Raw genomic sequence first — 16,488 nt, 5'->3', positions numbered from 1 at the left:
CCATGGGGTCTCCCCAGGCCCGCCAGGGCCGAGGGGAAGCATCGCAAGGCGGAGGGGCGCCCGTGTACTGGACGTACTCGGGCGCCCCGACAACGCGGCGAGGTGCGGTGCCGGGCGCTGCGGGGCAGGCGGGAGTTTGCGGACACGCCCTAGAAGCGGCCGATGTCGCTTCGGGGCATGCGGGGTGCGCGGCGGGGCGGGGTGCGGCCCGCGAGGAGGACGAGGCGGGCCGCGCGGTGGCGCTGGCCCGCGTACGGGGCGAGCAGCTCCAGCATGGCGGCGTCGTCCGCGTCGCGGTCGCCCGCGAGGGCGTAGCCGATGATGCCGGGCAGGTGGAGGTCGCCGGTGGTGATCGCGTCGGGGTCGCCGTTGCTGCGCTGGAGGGTCTCCGCGGAGGTCCACGGGCCGATGCCGGGAACGGCCTCCAGCCTGCGTGCGGCCTCGGGCAGATCCATCGCGGCCGCCTCCTCCAGGCGGTTCGCCACGCGGGCCGCCCGCACGACGGTGGCGGAGCGCTTGGCGTCGACCCCGGCCTTGTGCCAGTCCCAGGACGGGATCATGGCCCAGGTGCGGGCCTCGGGCAGGACGTACAGCTCGGGGCCGGGGCCCGGCGCGGGCTCGCCGTACTGCCGGACGAGGCGACGCCAGGCGCGGTAGGCCTCGTCGGCGGTGACCTTCTGTTCCAGGATCGTGGGGATCAGCGATTCGAGGACGAGGCCGGTACGGGTGAGGCGCAGGCCGGGCCGACGGCGGTGGCTGGCGTGCACGAGGCGGTGGCGGGGCACGAAGGCGGTGGGGTCGTCGCCCGCGCCGAGGAGCGCCGGCAACTGTTCGAGGAACCAGTCGGCGCCGGGGCCCCAGGCCTCGGCGGTGACCTCCGGGCCCGTCCCGAAGACGCGCAGGGTGGCGGCGAGGCCCTCGGGGGTGCGGCCGGTACGCCAGACGGAGCCGTCGGGGGTGGTGCGGAAGGTGGGGTCGCCGGGGCCGCGGCGCAGCGGGCCGAGGACGAGCCCGAGGTCGACGGGGCCGTCGGGGGTCCAGCGGCGTTCCTTGGCCCCGGCGGCACCCGGGGCGGCGCGGCCGGCGGGTACGTCGGTCCGGCCGCCGCGGACGGCGGCGCGGGTGAGGGGATCGAAGCGGCCGGCCATGCCCCGAGCGTAGCGCTGCCCGGCCGAGTCCCCGGAGCCCTGGATGCTCCCGCCCCACCTGCGTTCGAGGCGCAGGCAGGGCGGGTGTCCGTGGTCCGAGGGGCCGGGGCGGGGGGCGGCACCCCCGGCAACGGCGCCGCGCCCGCGGACCCCGCCGACCCCGCCGACCCCGCCGGAGGCTACGGCCGGCCCTGGAGCTTGGCCGAGGTCGTGCGGGTGGTGGGGAGCTTGCCGTAGAGCTTCGTGCCCGGGCATTGGGTGGCGAAGCCGTCCCGGTGGCCGGAGATAACGTTCATCGACACGTTCCTGCCCTTGGGGAAGAGGTTGCCCCCGCCCGAGGTCAGGGTGGTCTTCGCGCGCGGGTCCCGGCCGAAGAGGCCGAGCTTCCAGGCCGTGAGCCGGGCGACCGCGTCGACCACCGCCGCCGGCGGGGCCGTGGAGGTGAAGGTGCCGAGCACCGCGACGCCCATGCTGTTGGTGTTGAAGCCCATGGTGTGCGCGCCGAGGACCGCCTTGGACACGCCGCCCGCGCGGCCCTCGTAGACCGTGCCGCACTTGTCGACGGCGAAGTTGTAGCCGAGGTCCCGCCAGCCGTTGCTGACCACGTGGTAGCGGTACAGGCTGCGCAGGACCGCCGGGGCGTCCTTGCAGGCGTAGTTGTTGCCGGAGGCGCTGTGGTGGACGAAGGCGGCCTTGACCGTGCTGGTGTAGACGAAGCCCGACTCGCGCAGGCCCTCGTCCGCGCCCCAGCCCTTGCGGGTCACGATCCGCGGGCGCGGGCCGATGTACGGGGCGGCGGCCGCGGTCAGTTCGCCGTCGCTCGCGAAGACGGCGTCGGCGGTGGAGTCGGCCTTGTCGAGTGCGGTGATCTCGTTCGCGCCGAGCGAGGCGTGCGGGACGTTCGCCGCGGAGGATTCGGCCGTCCCCATCGACATGGCGGGGACCGCCACCTCGCCCTTGCCGTCGCCGTCCGAGCCGGAGTTCTTGCCGTCGGACCCCGTGGCGGGGGTGTCCGCGCCGGGGTCGACGAGTTCGATGCGCATGCCCGTGGGCAGCCGGGAGGGGGCTCGGGTGGTGGGAGCGCCGGATTCGGCCTGGACGCGGACCTCCACGGCGTCGGACTCGCCCACCCACAGCGGGGCGGTGGCGCCGCGGATCTGCCGCGAGCCGCGTTCCGCCGCGTCGAGGTCGGCGGCGTGCTCGCCGTTGTGGGTGTCGACGTCCTGCCAGTCCGACCAGGTGGCGGTCCGGGTGGAGCGGGTCCGCACCTGGACCCGGCCGTGCAGTTCGGTGGTCGCGTCGTCCCAGACCACGCCGACCAGCGAGAACGTCTTGACCTCGCGGGCGGTGAGGCCCTGCGTCTCGGAGCGGCCGGCGGAGGCACTCATTCCGGGGACTCCGGGCGTCCGCGTCGCCGAGGGTCCCAGCGGGACGAGCGGCAGCGATTGGGTGGACCCGGCAGGGGTTACGGGGGCGGTCTCGGCCAGGGCGGGAGTGGGGAGCGCGAGGGGCAGGGCCAGTACGGCGGCCGTCGCGACGCCGATCGAGGAAGCAAGGAATCCACGCATGAAAAGGATGGTGAGCACGCGGACGGCCGCTCGCCATCCGAGAACTGACGCTCCGTCCGACGCGCCGCGCGTACCCCTCCCCCGTACGGAGGAGCCGGCCGCCCCCGTACGAGGGACGGGCCCGCGTACGCTGGGCCGGGTGAACGCCACTGACCGCACCCCTGCCGACCTGCTGCGATCCGCGCTCGCCGCCGATCCGGGCCGCCCGCTCGTCACCTTCTACGACGATGCCACCGGCGAGCGCGTCGAATTGTCCGTCGCGACCTTCGCCAATTGGGTGGCCAAGACCGCCAATCTGCTCCAGGGCGACCTGGGGGCCGAGCCCGGGGACCGGCTCGCGCTGATGCTCCCGGCGCACTGGCAGAGCGCGGTGTGGCTGCTCGCCTGCGCGTCCGTCGGGGTCGTCGCGGAGATCGGCGAGGACCCGGCCGGTGCGGATCTCGTCGTCAGCGGGCCGGACACCCTGGAGCCGGCCCTGGCGTGCGGCGGCGAGCGGGTGGCGCTCGCGCTGCGGCCGCTGGGCGGACGGTTCCCGCAGCCGCCGGCCGGGTTCGTCGACTACGCGGTGGAGGTGCCGGGGCAGGGCGACCGCTTCGCGCCCTTCGTGCCGGTGGATCCCGAGGGCCCTGCGCTGGTCGTGGACGGCACGGAGCTCACGCAGACCGAGCTGGTGGCCCGCGCCCGCGAGGACGCGGCGAAGCTCGGCCTCGGCGAGGACGCGCGCGTGCTCACCGGGCTCGGCTACGACACCTGGGAGGGCCTCTCGGGCGGGCTGTACGCCGCGCTGGCCTCGGGCGGGTCCGTGGTGCTGTGCCGGAACCTGGACCGGCTCCCGGCGGACGGGCTGGACCGGCGCAGGGAGAGCGAGCGCGTCACCCACACGCTCTGATCGCCGCCCACCGTCCCATCGCCGCCCGATCGCCGTCCGGAGGCCTGTCCGCCACACTGGTGAAGGTCAGGTACGGGCGATCTGTCACCCGCATGGCCCTAGACAAGGCCCCGCCCCCGGGCTGCTCCGGCGCCCTGGGGGCAGCATCGGCAGTGGCCGTGCTCACCCGTACGGCCGACGGCCCACAGTCGTAGCGGCGAGGGGACGGACGCCAGTGACGGACAGCGCAGGCATACCGGGCGGCACCGCGGCCGGGGGTTCGGGGCGGACCCCGCGCAACCGCGGGCGTCGGCGCCGCGTGCTGCGCCGGATCGGGCTCGGGACGGCCTTCGTGGTCCTGGCGGGCACGGCCACCGGCTGGTGGCTCTACAACAAGCTCGACGGGAACATCACCGAGGACACCTCGGCCGCGGCCGAGCTGAGGCGCTACGAGCGCGAGCGCCCGGCGCACCTGGCCACCGGGGCCCAGAACATCCTGCTGATCGGCTCGGACTCGCGCTCCGGCAAGGACAACGCCCGGTACGGGCAGGACGGGGGCACCCAGCGCTCGGACACCACGATCCTGCTGCACCTGCCGCAGGACCGCCGGAGCGCGACCGCGGTGTCGATACCCCGGGACCTGATGACGGACATCCCCTCCTGCCTGCAGCCGGACGGGAGCCGCACCGCCGCCCGGTTCTCCCAGTTCAACTGGGCGTTCCAGTGGGGCGGGGCCGCCTGCACGATCCGTACGGTGGAGAAGCTCACCGGGATCCGGGTCGACCATCACATGGTGATCGACTTCGGCGGGTTCAAGAAGATGGTCGACGCCATCGGCGGGGTGGAGGTCTGCCTCAAGGAGCCGGTGAACGACTCCGAGGCCAAGCTGCGGCTCGCCGCCGGCCGCCAGACCCTCCGGGGCGAGCAGGCGCTGGGCTACGTCCGCGCCCGCCACAGCCTGGGCAACGGCAGCGACACCGAACGGATGGACCGGCAGCAGCAGTTCCTCGGATCGCTCGTCAAGAAGGTGCAGAGCAACGGGGTGCTGCTCAATCCGACCCGGCTGTATCCGTTGCTGGACGCGGCGACCTCCTCGGTGACCACGGACCCGGGACTGGCCTCGCTGCGCGGCCTGTACGAACTCGTGCGGGGCATGCGGGACATCCCGACCCATCAGGTCAAGTTCCTGACGGTGCCCCGCAAGCCCTACGTACCCGACCCGAACCGGGACGAGCTGGTCGAGCCGGACGCGGAGCGGCTGTTCCAGCAGCTGCGGATGGACAAGCCGGTCACGGTCGCCCCGCCGAAGCCCACCCCGACGGGGGCCGCGGCCGAGGCCGCCGAGGCGGACACGGAGGCCGGTTCGGACACGGACTCCACGAACGAGGGAACCATCACACCTCAGGTACCCGTCCCTACTTTCACGGGAACGACTGCGGGCAACGCCGACTGCCGGTAAAGCAATCCCAAAAGCCGGTGACCGAACCGAGTGGGATGGGCGGTTCGCCCCGTTATAAGGGGAGTGGAATTTGTCACCAGCATGGTTTGCCGCCGAACAGGGCGGATAGGGTGAGCGATCCGGTGCCCGGCCGGACCAGAGGCGGGCACCAGCAGCCGGATCGTTGACCGTGCGCCTGGGGGAGGCGCGTCGCGAGGCACCGACGGAGGATTCGAGCAACCGTGGATGCGCAAAGCCGTGGGCGGGCGGACGAAATCGACCCCGCAGACCAGTGGGTACTCAATCCCCGCACCGGCAACTACGAACTGCGACTGGCCGACTCCGCCGCGCAAGCGCGGCCCAAGGTCACCGCACCCCGCAGATCGCCGTCTGCCCCCTCGACGCCGACCAAGCCCACCCCCGGAGTACCCCGGCCGCGGCGCGGCGACCCGCCTCCGGGCGGAGGTCGGCGCGGCGGGCGCTCCCGCAAGCTCGGCGGTGGCGGCCGTAAGAAGGCGCTGGCCATCACCGGAGGCGTGGTGGCGTTCCTGCTCGTCGGCGGCGGCGTGGCCGGTTACCTCTACTACGACCACCTGAACGGCAACCTCAGCGTCACCGACGTGGCGGGCGCCGGCACCGGTGGTTTCAAGAAGGACCAGCCGATCAACATCCTGGTGATCGGAACGGACAAGCGCACCGGCGCGGGCAACGAGAACTACGGGGACAAGGACAGCGTCGGCCACGCCGACACCACGATCCTGTTCCACGTCTCGAAGGACCGGACGAACGCGACCGCGCTCTCCATCCCCCGTGACCTGATCACCAACATCCCGGCCTGCCCGACGAAACAGCCGGACGGATCGACGAAGACGATCGCGCCGACCAAGAACACCCGCTTCAACACCAGCCTGGGCCAGGAGGGCCGGGACGCGGGCTGCACGATGCGAACGGTCAAGGAACTCACCGGCATCGAGGTCGACCACTTCATGATGGCCGACTTCAACGCCGTCAAGACGCTGAGCACGGCGGTCGGCGGAGTGCCCGTGTGCCTGGACAAGGCCGTCAACGACGAAGAGGGTTCCCACCTCAAGTTGGATGCCGGCGAACACCGGTTGGAGGGCGAGCAGGCCCTCGCCTTCGTCAGGACCCGGCACGGCTTCGGCAACAACAGCGACCTCGACCGGATCAGGATCCAGCAGCAGTTCCTGGGTTCGATGATGCGTGAGATGAAGTCGAAGGAGACGCTGACCAGCCCCAAGAAGTTCCTCTCCCTCGCGGAAGCCGCCACCAAGTCGCTGGGCGTGGACTCGGGGATCGGGTCCATCGGCAAACTCACCGACCTGGCGGGCGAGTTGAAGGGGATCGACACGAAGAACATCACCTTCACCACCCTGCCCGTGAAGGACAATCCGGCCGAACCGGAGGGCAAGAAGGCGACCGTCGTCGTCGAGAAGTCCCTGGCCGACCCGCTGCTGCAGATGATCCGGGGGGACGTCTCGCTCACGGAGGTCGAGAAGAAGGAACAGGCCGCCAAGGAGGCGGCCGACGCGGACGCGAAGGCCAAGCAGGACGCCCTGCTCCAGGGCAACCGCGCGGCCGCGGCGGACGTACGGGTGAGCGTCTACAACGGCGGCGGCCCCAAGGGCTCCGCCTCCACCACACTGAACTGGCTGCAGAACAGCAAGGGCGTGTCCAAGTCCAGCAACGACGGCAACGCACCCTCGAAGGTCGACGCCACGCAGCTGGAGTACGCCCCCAACCAGGCCGACCAGGCCCGGGCGCTGGCGGACATGATGGGCCTGCCCGCGACCGCCCTGAAGGTGGGAACGGCCGATGCCTCGGCGAAGACGCCGATGAAGCTGACGCTGGGTCCGGACTTCCAGCAGCCGGGCGCCCCGCTGACGCCCGCGGCGCCCCAGCAGCTGCCCGAGGACGTGCAGCAGGCGCAGGCCGACAAGGCGATCTGCGCCAAGTAAGCAGGACCGGGTCGGTGATTCCGGCCCTCTGTCGACCATGAAGGATTCCGAGGGGGACGTGTGAGGCACAGCAGCGTGCGAGGGGAGGGGGCGACCGCCCAGGCCGGCGAGGAGATATCCGGCGGCGAGGCGGACGCTTCCGGCACAGTGCCCCCACAGCGGGGCGGCTCCGGAACGGCTCGCCGTTCGGACGGCGGCCGTCCCCGTAAAGAGGGCAGACGGCGCGTGCTGCGCTGGACGGCTTCCGTGCTGTCCCTGCTGATACTCGGGACGGCGGGCGCCGGATACCTGTACTACCAGCACCTGAACGGCAGCATCCATACGGACGCGCTGAACCTCGGCGAGACCAAACTGGGCGGCTCCAAGCCCAACGCCTTCGGGCAGACCCCTCTGAACATCCTGCTGATCGGCTCCGACGCGCGCGACGACGCCGCGAACCAGGCCCTCGGCGGGGCCACCGACACCTTCGACGGCCCGCCGCTGGCGGACGTGCAGATGCTGCTGCACCTGTCCGCCGACCGCAGCAACATGTCGGTGGTCTCGATGCCGCGCGACACGATGCTGATGATGCCCAAGTGCACCGAGCCGGGCGGCAAGGTGCACCCCGCCAGCAAGGGCCTCGTCCAGACCAACGAGTCCCTGCAGCGCGGCGGTCCGGGCTGCACGGTCGCCGCCTGGCAGGAACTGACCAAGATCCCCATCGATCACTTCATGATGATCGACTTCAAGGGCGTGGTCTCGATGGCGGACGCCATCGGCGGCGTCCCGGTCTGCGTCGAGCAGAACGTCCACTCCCGTACCCGGGACGGCAAGGGCTCCGGCCTGAAGCTGCCGAAGGGCACGAGCGTCATCCAGGGCGAGCAGGCCCTGCAGTGGCTGCGCACCCGCTACGGCTTCGAGGACGGCACCGACATCGGCCGCACCCACGCGCAGCACCAGTACATGACGTCGATGGCCCGCGAGTTCCGCAAGAACGCCAAGCTCACCAACCCGGTGAAGCTCAACAGCCTGGCACAGGCGGCCATCGACGCCATGGTCGTGGACACCGGCCTGAACAAGATCGACAAGCTGTACGACCTGAGCATGGAGCTCAAGAAGGTGCCCCCGGGCCGGATCACCATGACCACCATGCCCTGGGTCTACAGCACCAAGCCCGGCCTGGACGGTCGGGTCGAGCCCATGGCGAACGAGGCCGAGGCCGTCTTCCGGATGGTCCGCGAGGACATCGCGCTCGACGGCAAGGGCAACGCGACCCCGGAGGGCGGCGCGTCCCCCTCACCGGGCGCCTCCGCGACCCCGGGCACCCCGAGCACGTCTCCCGGTACCCCGAGCACCGCCGCGACCACGGCGCCGGCCTCGGCTCCCGCGAAGATCGCGGTCTCCGTCCGCAACGCCACGAGCGGCAAGGACGGCGCCGAGACCCGGGTCAAGAACCGGTCGAACGAGGTGGCCGCGCTGCTGACCGGCAAGGGCTTCACCAAGGCCGCCGCCGACAACCGGACCGGCGCCGAGGACACCACGGTGGTCCGCTACGCCACGGACGCCCAGGCGGCCGACGCGGGCGTCGTGGCCACCGCCCTGGGCCTGCCCGCCACCGCGGTGCAGAAGTCCGAGGAGGTCTCCGGGATCACCCTGTACGTCGGCAAGGACTGGCGGACCGGCAACGCGCCGACCCCGCCGCCGCCCGCCCCGACCGTGGCCCCGACCTCGGCCCACGCCCTCAACGGCGACAACGAGGGCGCCTGCATGCCGATCCAGCCGGGCTTCACCTGGTAGCGCGCACACGAAAGGGGCCCGGCCCGGCGACTGCGACGATCCGCAGCCTCCGGGCCGGGCCCCTTCCGTACGTCTCAGACCTGCGAAGGGTCCTGCCGCACAGCCGGACGGCGACTCGCGATGACCTTGTTCGCCAGTGCCCGCGGGCTGGTCAGGAAGCCGAAGCCCCAGCTCAGGTGCATGGTCGCCAGGGCGACGGGGATCTGCGCCCGGGCCTTCAGCCCGAGTCCCTTGCCCGCCGGTACGGAGCCCGCGGTGATCGCCGCGAGATAGCCGGCCGGGAGGACGAAGCCCAGGGGGGAGACGGTCACGCCGACGACCGCGCTCGCGGCGAGCGCGCAGACGAGGGTCGGCGGGGCCAGGTAGCGCAGGTTGATGGAGCCCGAGTGGTAGCGGGCCACCACGTGCCGCCAGCGCCCGTAGTCCTTGTACTGCTTGGCCAGCGCCTTGACGGAGCGGCGCGGGCGGTACTGGACCATCAGCTCCGGCGAGAACCAGATCAGACCACCGGCTTCGCGGATGCGGAAGTTCAGCTCCCAGTCCTGGGCGCGGATGAACTCCTCGTTGTATCCGCCCTGCTGTTCCAGCGCCTCACGGCGGAAGACGCCGAGATAGACGGTCTCGGCCGGTCCCGCCTGGCCGCCGGTGTGGAACGGGGCGTTGCCGACACCGATCTTCGAGGTCATCGCCGCGGCGACGGCCTCTTCCCAGGCGTTCTCGCCCTCGGCGTGCATGATGCCGCCGACGTTCTGGGCGCCGGTCTCCTCCAGGAGGCGGACGGCGGTGGCGATGTAGTTCGGCGACAACATGCCGTGGCCGTCGACGCGCACCACGATCGGGTGGCGCGAGGCCTTGATGGCGGCGTTGAGGGCCGCCGGGGTCCGGCCGGTGGGATTGGGGACGGTGTGGACTCGGGGATCCTCGGCGACGAGTTCGGCGGCGATCTCGTCGGTGCGGTCCGTGGACGGCCCGAGTGCGATCACCACCTCCATCTCGCCCGCGTACTCCTGTTCCAGGATGTGGCGGACGGAATCGCGGAGGTAGTGCTCCTCGTCGAGCACCGGCATGATCACCGAGACTGCGGGCTGCTGGGCGGGCATGTGGTCCTTCAAGGTCGGGTATCGGTGTCACGTTACCGCGTACGGGGGAACCGGGTGCGCGCCGAGCGATCGGTAAGGACAGCTGCTGATCGTATGGGCCTACTGTTCTGCCGAATCAGCTGATCCGGCCAGTGCCCCGGCCGGTGTCCCTGCTGCCCCCCGCGGAGGTGTCCCCCGTGCCCCAGCCGCACCGTCCCGCCCGTCCTGACGGGCCGCCCCGACCGCAGCGCGCCCGACGCGGCGGAGGCGGTCCCGCCCGGCGCCGGGACGGTCGGCCCCGGTGGGGGGTCCGGCTCGCGGCCGGCCTGTCGGTGGCGGTGCTCGGCTCCGGGGCCATCGGGCACGCCGTGATGACCGGCCTGGACACCGGGATCGAGCGGGTGGACCCGTTCAAGGACATGAAGAACCGCCCGCAGGCCGGACACGGCCTCAACTTCCTGCTGGTGGGCACGGACGGGCGGGAGAAGGTCTCCCCGGAGGAGAAGCGCGAGTACCGGTTGGGCGGCGCGCCCTGCCACTGCACGGACACGATCATGCTCGTGCACCTGTCGGCGGACAAGGAACGCGCCAGTGTGATCAGCCTGCCCCGCGACAGCTACGCCGAGGTGCCCGCCCACCGGGACCTCGTCTCGGGCAAGGCGCACAAGGCCCATCCCGTGCGGCTGAACGCGGCGTACGCGGAGGGCGGGCCCAACCTGACCGTGCGGACCGTGGAGAACATGACCCGCGTGAAGATCGACCACTACCTGGAGGTCGACTTCACCAGCTTCATGAAGACGGTCGACGCGATGGGCGGCGTGGAGATCTGCACGGCCAAGACCATGCGGGACCGCAACACCGGCCTCGACCTGCTGCCCGGCAGCCACCGCCTCAGCGGTGGACAGGCCCTGCAGTACGTGCGTTCGCGCCATGTCGACGGGGCCTCCGACCTCGGCCGGATGCAGCGCCAGCAACGCTTCGTCGCCGCACTGATCAAGCAGGCGACCGGGGGCGGGGTGCTGCTGAACCCGGTGAAGTTCAAGGAGGTCAGCTCCACCCTCCTCGGCTCGGTCCGGGCCGACAAGGACTTCGGCTCGGAGCAGATGCTGGCCCTCGGGCAGGCGATGCGGGACTTCACCCCGTCCTCCTCGGAGTTCGCCTCGGTGCCCATCGGTAGCCCGTCGTTCCCCGTGAAGGGCATCGGGTCCACCGTGAAGTGGGACGAGCCGAAGGCGGCCAAGCTGTTCGAGGCGCTGCGCCAGGACCGGCCGCTGGCCCCGGCGCGGCCCGGGAAGCCGGCAGGCGGCCCGCCCGCGGCGGTGCCCGTGGACGTGCCCCCGCGCCAGGTCCGGGTCCAAGTGGAGAACGGCACCCGGATCGACGGCCTGGGCGGGCGGGTGGACGCCGCGCTGCGGGCCACCGGCTTCGACACCACCCGGGCCCCGGGCAACGGCGCGAGCCGCGAGGTCAAGCGCACGGTGATCACGTACGACCCCCGCTGGGACCGCTCCGCCCGGTCGGTGGCGACCGCACTGCCGGGCAGCGAGCTGCGGGCGGTGGCGGGCCAGGGCCGGACGGTCGTGGTGGTCGCGGGGGCGGACTACCGCAAGGTGGTGCCGGTGCGCGCCGAGGACCCCTACCAGGGCACCTTCGGGGTGGTCACGGGCGACGAGGTGGTCTGCGGGAAGTAGCCCCGGCCGGGCGGCCGGCCGTCTAGCGGACGCGCTCCACCAGGGAGACCTGGAGGCCGTGGACCTTCTTCGTCTCGACCAGCTTGTAGTGCTTCTCCAGCGCCTCGGCCTGTGCCTCCGGGAGCTTGTGGTACGGGTTCTTCGTACCGCTCCACGTGACCACCCACACCCGCTGGGTGGTACCGAGGCACTGCTCGGGCTGCTTGCACTCCACCGGGAACAGGTCGTCGTTCTCCACGGCCGAGCGCTGCGCGAACACGTCGCGGAGCTCGACCCGCTCCGGCAGGAAGTACTCGACCTGGAAATCGGTCATGTACACGCTGTCGGCGCCCCGGACCGGTACGAAGCCGTCACCCGGCCGGTAGCCCTTGGTGATGACCGCCGCGGCCTCCTCGCCCTCGCGGCCGGCCTTGATCGTCTCCGTACGGATCTGGCGCTGGTCGGGAAGGCCGAGGAGGATCACCGCGGCCAGGCCGGCCACCCCGAGCGGCCGGGGCCTGAGGGCGGCCAGACCGGCGGCGGCGAGGACCACCCAGGCGGGCATGGTGAAGAGCAGGTAGCGGTCCATGAAGTACGAGGTGCTGCCCTGCGAGACCACCCAGGCGGCCGCGATCGGGGCCGCGCCGACGAGCGCGAGCTCCACGGCGGGCCGACGGCCGCGACTCCACGCGAGCGGGAGCAGCGCCATCGCCGCGACGGCGAGCGCGATGAGCGGGGAGCCGAAGAGGGCGTCCCACACGTCGGCGATGCTGCGCAGGTGCGGGGTCTTGATCCAGCTGATCTGGCGGCCGACCTGGCGCTGCCCCAGCAGCACCAGCGGGATCACCGGGAGCAGGCTGACGACGACGGTCACCGCGTAGGCGATGACGGTGCGGCCGTACCGGTCGTGCCGCCGGCGCAGGAGCACGATCAGGGCGTGCGGCAGCAGGAAGAGCAGGGAGACGATGTGGAACAGTCCGGCGGCCGCCACGGCGACGGCGTACGGGGCCCAGCGCCGCGGGGTCGGCCGCTCCAGCGCCCGCATCAGCAGCCAGGTCGCGGCGGTGACCGCCAGCACGACGAAGGCGTAGGAGCGGGCCTCCTGGCCGTACCGGGAGACGGACGGGAGCAGGGCGAAGAGCAGGCCGGCGAAGACGGCGGTGCGGCGGTCGAACAGCATGCGGGCGGTCAGCACGACGAAGGCGGCGGCGCCGGCCATGGCGATCGCCGAGGGCAGCCGGAGCATGGTCTCGGAGTCGCCGAAGACGGATATCCAGCCGTGCAGCAGCAGGTAGTAGAGGCCCGAGACGGCGTCCACATGGCCCAGCATCCCGATCAGGTCGCCGGTGCTGCGTATCGCGGCGTTCCAGCTGGCGAGCTCGTCGCGCCAGGGCTGGGGGTTGCCGCTGCCCACGGTGGCGACCACGAGGGTCAGCACGGCGGCCCACAGCCAGTCGAAGCGGGCCGAGCGCGGTGTGCGCGAAGCGCCCCGGCGGCCCGCTGCGTCGTCGTCGGCGGTGCGGGTTCCGCCCACCCCGGCCGCGACAGCCGTACTGCTGCTCGTCATCTGCTCGTACCTTCCGGATCCATCAACGTCACAGGGTAGATCAGGGTCCGGGGCCGCAACCAATCTCAAGGAGCGCCCCGCTGCCCGGGCTTAGCCGTGCCGCACCGGCGGGTCGCTCTTGGGCAGCGAAACCTTCGCCCCGTCCAGCAGCCGCTTCAGGAGCGCCGACAGCGGGCGTTCGGCGAACCGGTGGACGAGCCAGGAGAGCAGCAGGATCACGGCCAGGCAGAGGGCGAGCAGTTGGAAGGGGGCGATGCCGTGGTCGCGGCCCCAGCGGATCATCGCCCAGCCCAGCTCCTGGTGGAGCAGGTACACGGGGTAGGTGAGGGCGCCGGCCACCGTGAGCCACTTCCAGCGGATCCAGTTGAGGGCGCCCATCGAGGCCGCGAGCATGACGAGGAAGGCCGCGGCGGAGATGGCCGCCATCACGGGCCAGGACAGGTCGTGGTGCACCTCGTACTCGTACGAGCCCACGGTGATGTGGAGCCGGTTCTGCGCGTACAGCCAGGAGAATCCGACCACCCCGAGCAGCATCGGGTTCACACCGAAGCGGTAGATCAGGTACATGGCCACGCCGGCGATGAAGTACGGGGCGTCCTGCGGCATGAAGACCGTGTCCATGAGCTTGCTGTCCGCGCTCGGCGTGATCACCGCGAGGATCGTCCAGATCCCGCAGAAGGCCAGCACCCGGCGGTAGGTCAGCCCCATGACGGCGACGACGGCGAAGAGCAGGTAGAAGCGGAGTTCGATCCAGAGGGTCCAGTACACGCCGTCGGCCTCGGTGACACCGAGCGGCCGCTCCAGCATCGTGAGGTTGGTCAGCACGTCGCTGATGCTCATCGGCTCGCGTGCGGCGCGGACGGTCGCCGCGAAGTTCACCACGAGGGTGGTGATGATGATGCCGACCCAGTACGCGGGGTAGAGCCGCACGATCCGGGAGGTGAAGTAGTCCCGGGGGGACCGGCCCCAGCAGGACATGCAGATGACGAAACCGCTGATCAGGAAGAAGAGCTGGACACCCATCCACCCGTAGGAAGCGAACCGGTGCACGGTCGGCATCAGGGTCTGCGGGGTCTGGCCCCAGACCTCGGGGTGGATGTTGACACCGGCCCAGTGGAACGACACCACCGCGAGCGCCGCTATGAGACGCAGCCCGTCCAGGACGTAGAGGCGGGGGCGGCGGGGCTCGCGCCCGGCCGGCCGATCCGGCTGTGCCGACGCGATATCACGCACAGGCATGGGTGGTATGACAGTCGACATGTGGGGCACGACTCCGCGATGTGTCCGGCTCAGGGATCTGACGTCGCATCTGCTGACGGGCACGCCCGGACGTCAGACGCCACTTTACGGGTGGCTCACACGGGCGGACCGCCGCCCGGCGTATCCGTGACCCGAAACACCCGCACTCGGGTTCAGTCGTCGAAGCCCTGGGCGGAACGCTCCTCGCGCAGCGCCATGATGGCCTGGCGGCGGGCCAGGCGGTGGGTGCGGCGGATCTGGGCCTCCTGGTAGCGCCGCTCGTCCTGCTCCGTCTCCGGGATGACGGGCGGGACTTGGCGCGGCTTGCCCTCGGCGTCCACGGCCGCGAAGACGAGGTAGGCGCTGCCGACCTGGGTGGCGGGGGTGGACTCGTTCCACCGCTCCGCGAGGACCCGTACGCCGATCTCCATGGAGGAGCGGCCGGTCCAGTTGCACTGGGCCTTGACGTGGACGAGGTCACCCACGCGCACGGGAGCGAGGAAGGCCATCTCGTCCATGGACGCGGTGACCGCCGGGCCGCCGGAGTGGCGGCCGGCCACGGCGCCCGCCGCGTCGTCCACCAGCTTCATGATCACGCCGCCGTGCACCGAGCCGAGGAGGTTGGTGTCGTTGGCGGTCATGATGTGGCTGAGGGTGGTGCGGGAGGCCGAGACCGGCTTCCCGGGCAGCTCGCCCGGTGTTTCTGTCATAAGGACACCTTAGATGCGCGCCGGAGGCATCAGCTCTGCAACAGCCCGGTACGGATCCTCCCCCCGGGCTGTCGGACGACGCGCCCGGGCAGGCATTCTTGGGCACATGAATGACTGGCCGGAGCGGCGGGACGACGGGTACGGGCGCGGCAGCGCGCAGGCGCGGCCGGAGGGCGCGCAGCGGATGCCGCACGTGCAGCGGCAGCCGCAGCAGCCGCAGAGGCCTCCGCGACCGCCGCAGCAGCCGCAGCCCGGCCGGCCGGGGGTCCCGCCACAGCAGCACGGCGGGTACGACGGCGGGTACGACAGCGGCTACAACACCGGCCAGGTCTACGGGACGCCTGCGGGCGGAAGTCCGGGCGGGCCGGGTGGACCGGGCGGGCCGGGTGTGCCGCCGCAGCGGGTGCCGGGACCGTCCGGACCGTCGGGGCCCGGCCACGCGCCGGACTGGGGCAGGCGGATCAAGATCGGTTCGATCGTGCTGGTCTCCGCGCTGCTGGTGACGACGGTGGGCACCTACTTCTGGGCGGACTCCAAGGTGCGCCGCGAGGTGGACCTCTCCAAGGTCATCGAGCGCCCGAAGGAGGGCGACTGCACGACGTACCTGATCGTGGGCTCCGACAGCCGCGAGGGCATGTCCGACGAGGAGAAGAAGAAGCTGCACACGGGCTCGGCCGAGGGCAAGCGGACCGACTCGATGATGATCCTCGCCAAGTGCTCCAGCGGGAACACGATGATCTCGCTGCCGCGCGACTCGGACGTGGAGATCCCGTCCTTCGTCGGCTCCGAGTCGGGCAAGAAGTTCCCCGCGCAGGGGCGCCGGGTCAAGCTCAACGCGGCGTACGCGGAGGACGGGCCGGAGCTGCTGGTGCGGACGGTGGAGCACAACACCGGCCTGCGGATCGACCACTACGCGGAGATCGGCTTCGCCGGCTTCGCGAACATCGTGGACGCGCTGGGCGGGGTGGAGCTGGACATCGAGAAGGGCTTCAAGGACGAGAAGTCCGGCGCCGACTTCCAGGCCGGCAAGCAGACCCTGAACGGCGAGCAGTCCCTGGCCTTCGTACGGACCCGGTACGCCTTCGCCGAGTCGGACCTTCAACGGACGAAGAACCAGCAGAAGTTCCTGTCCGCGCTGGCGAGCCAGGCGGCCACGCCGTCCACGATCGTGAACCCGTTCGCGCTGTACCCGATGCTGGGAGCCGGGCTGGACACGCTGATCGTGGACAAGGACATGGGCCTGTGGGACATGGGCCAGATGTTCTTCGCGATGAAGGGCGTCAACGGCGGTGACGGCGTCTCGATGAACATGCCGATCTCCGGCCAGCGCGGCGGCAACCTCGTCTGGGACAAGGCGAAGGTGCAGCAGCTGGTGAAGGAGATCCAGAACGACGAGAAGGTCACCGTCCGCGGCCAGTGACCCGGTGCAAGGAAAATGGGGCACCCTGA

General features: G+C 71.6%; 12 protein-coding genes. 6 read left to right on the top strand and 6 right to left on the bottom strand.

What is annotated here, in order from left to right; all coding sequences use genetic code 11:
- Nucleotides 1–149: 149 nt before the first annotated feature.
- Entirely contained in the window at nt 150–1,148 is a 999-nt protein-coding gene (locus tag ACWG52_RS22765; protein ID WP_389815493.1) for a DNA-3-methyladenine glycosylase family protein, read from the bottom strand.
- Between the two features lie 179 nt (nt 1,149–1,327).
- Nucleotides 1,328–2,716: a peptidoglycan recognition protein family protein gene (locus tag ACWG52_RS22760; RefSeq protein ID WP_389815495.1), complete on the bottom strand. Its 1,389-nt coding sequence runs from the start codon at nt 2,714–2,716 to the stop codon at nt 1,328–1,330.
- Nucleotides 2,717–2,855: 139 nt separating this feature from the next.
- On the opposite strand from ACWG52_RS22760, the gene ACWG52_RS22755 reads away from it, so the two are divergent.
- From ACWG52_RS22755 to ACWG52_RS22740, 4 genes are all read left to right on the top strand, one after another.
- Nucleotides 2,856–3,605 carry a TIGR03089 family protein gene (locus ACWG52_RS22755; protein WP_389815497.1) on the top strand — a complete coding sequence of 250 codons (750 nt, stop codon included), beginning with the start codon at nt 2,856–2,858 and terminating at the stop codon, nt 3,603–3,605.
- 214 nt (nt 3,606–3,819) lie between these two features.
- Nucleotides 3,820–5,043: an LCP family protein gene (locus ACWG52_RS22750; RefSeq protein ID WP_389815500.1), complete on the top strand. Its 1,224-nt coding sequence runs from the start codon at nt 3,820–3,822 to the stop codon at nt 5,041–5,043.
- Nucleotides 5,044–5,264: 221 nt separating this feature from the next.
- Nucleotides 5,265–6,998 (top strand): LCP family protein, encoded by a 1,734-nt coding sequence (locus ACWG52_RS22745; RefSeq protein WP_389815502.1) that lies wholly within the window; start codon nt 5,265–5,267, stop codon nt 6,996–6,998.
- A gap of 60 nt (nt 6,999–7,058) precedes the next feature.
- A complete protein-coding gene (locus ACWG52_RS22740; RefSeq protein ID WP_453125754.1) occupies nt 7,059–8,774 on the top strand; it encodes an LCP family protein in 1,716 nt (571 codons plus the stop codon).
- Nucleotides 8,775–8,848: 74 nt separating this feature from the next.
- On the opposite strand, the gene ACWG52_RS22735 is transcribed toward ACWG52_RS22740, so the two are convergent.
- Complete coding sequence (locus tag ACWG52_RS22735) at nt 8,849–9,874, bottom strand: glycosyltransferase family 2 protein (RefSeq protein ID WP_161296056.1); 1,026 nt, start codon at nt 9,872–9,874, stop codon at nt 8,849–8,851.
- Between the two features lie 176 nt (nt 9,875–10,050).
- Here ACWG52_RS22735 and ACWG52_RS22730 point away from each other — a divergent pair, with 176 nt between their 5' ends.
- Entirely contained in the window at nt 10,051–11,544 is a 1,494-nt protein-coding gene (locus tag ACWG52_RS22730; RefSeq protein WP_389815506.1) for an LCP family protein, read from the top strand.
- Between the two features lie 22 nt (nt 11,545–11,566).
- On the opposite strand, the gene ACWG52_RS22725 is transcribed toward ACWG52_RS22730, so the two are convergent.
- The 3 genes from ACWG52_RS22725 to ACWG52_RS22715 form a co-directional block, all read right to left on the bottom strand.
- A complete protein-coding gene (locus ACWG52_RS22725) occupies nt 11,567–13,090 on the bottom strand; it encodes a glycosyltransferase family 39 protein (protein WP_453125752.1) in 1,524 nt (507 codons plus the stop codon).
- Between the two features lie 90 nt (nt 13,091–13,180).
- Nucleotides 13,181–14,329 (bottom strand): acyltransferase family protein, encoded by a 1,149-nt coding sequence (locus ACWG52_RS22720; protein WP_389815511.1) that lies wholly within the window; start codon nt 14,327–14,329, stop codon nt 13,181–13,183.
- A 173-nt stretch (nt 14,330–14,502) separates the two neighbouring features.
- On the bottom strand, nt 14,503–15,039 hold the full coding sequence (locus tag ACWG52_RS22715) for an acyl-CoA thioesterase (protein ID WP_389815514.1): 537 nt from the start codon (nt 15,037–15,039) through the stop codon (nt 14,503–14,505).
- Between the two features lie 106 nt (nt 15,040–15,145).
- Here ACWG52_RS22715 and ACWG52_RS22710 point away from each other — a divergent pair, with 106 nt between their 5' ends.
- Nucleotides 15,146–16,459 (top strand): LCP family protein, encoded by a 1,314-nt coding sequence (locus tag ACWG52_RS22710; protein ID WP_390140736.1) that lies wholly within the window; start codon nt 15,146–15,148, stop codon nt 16,457–16,459.
- Nucleotides 16,460–16,488: the final 29 nt, after the last annotated feature.

The organism is Streptomyces sp. CLCI03 (assembly GCF_053615355.1).
This window is presented reverse-complemented; position numbering and strand designations above follow the sequence as displayed.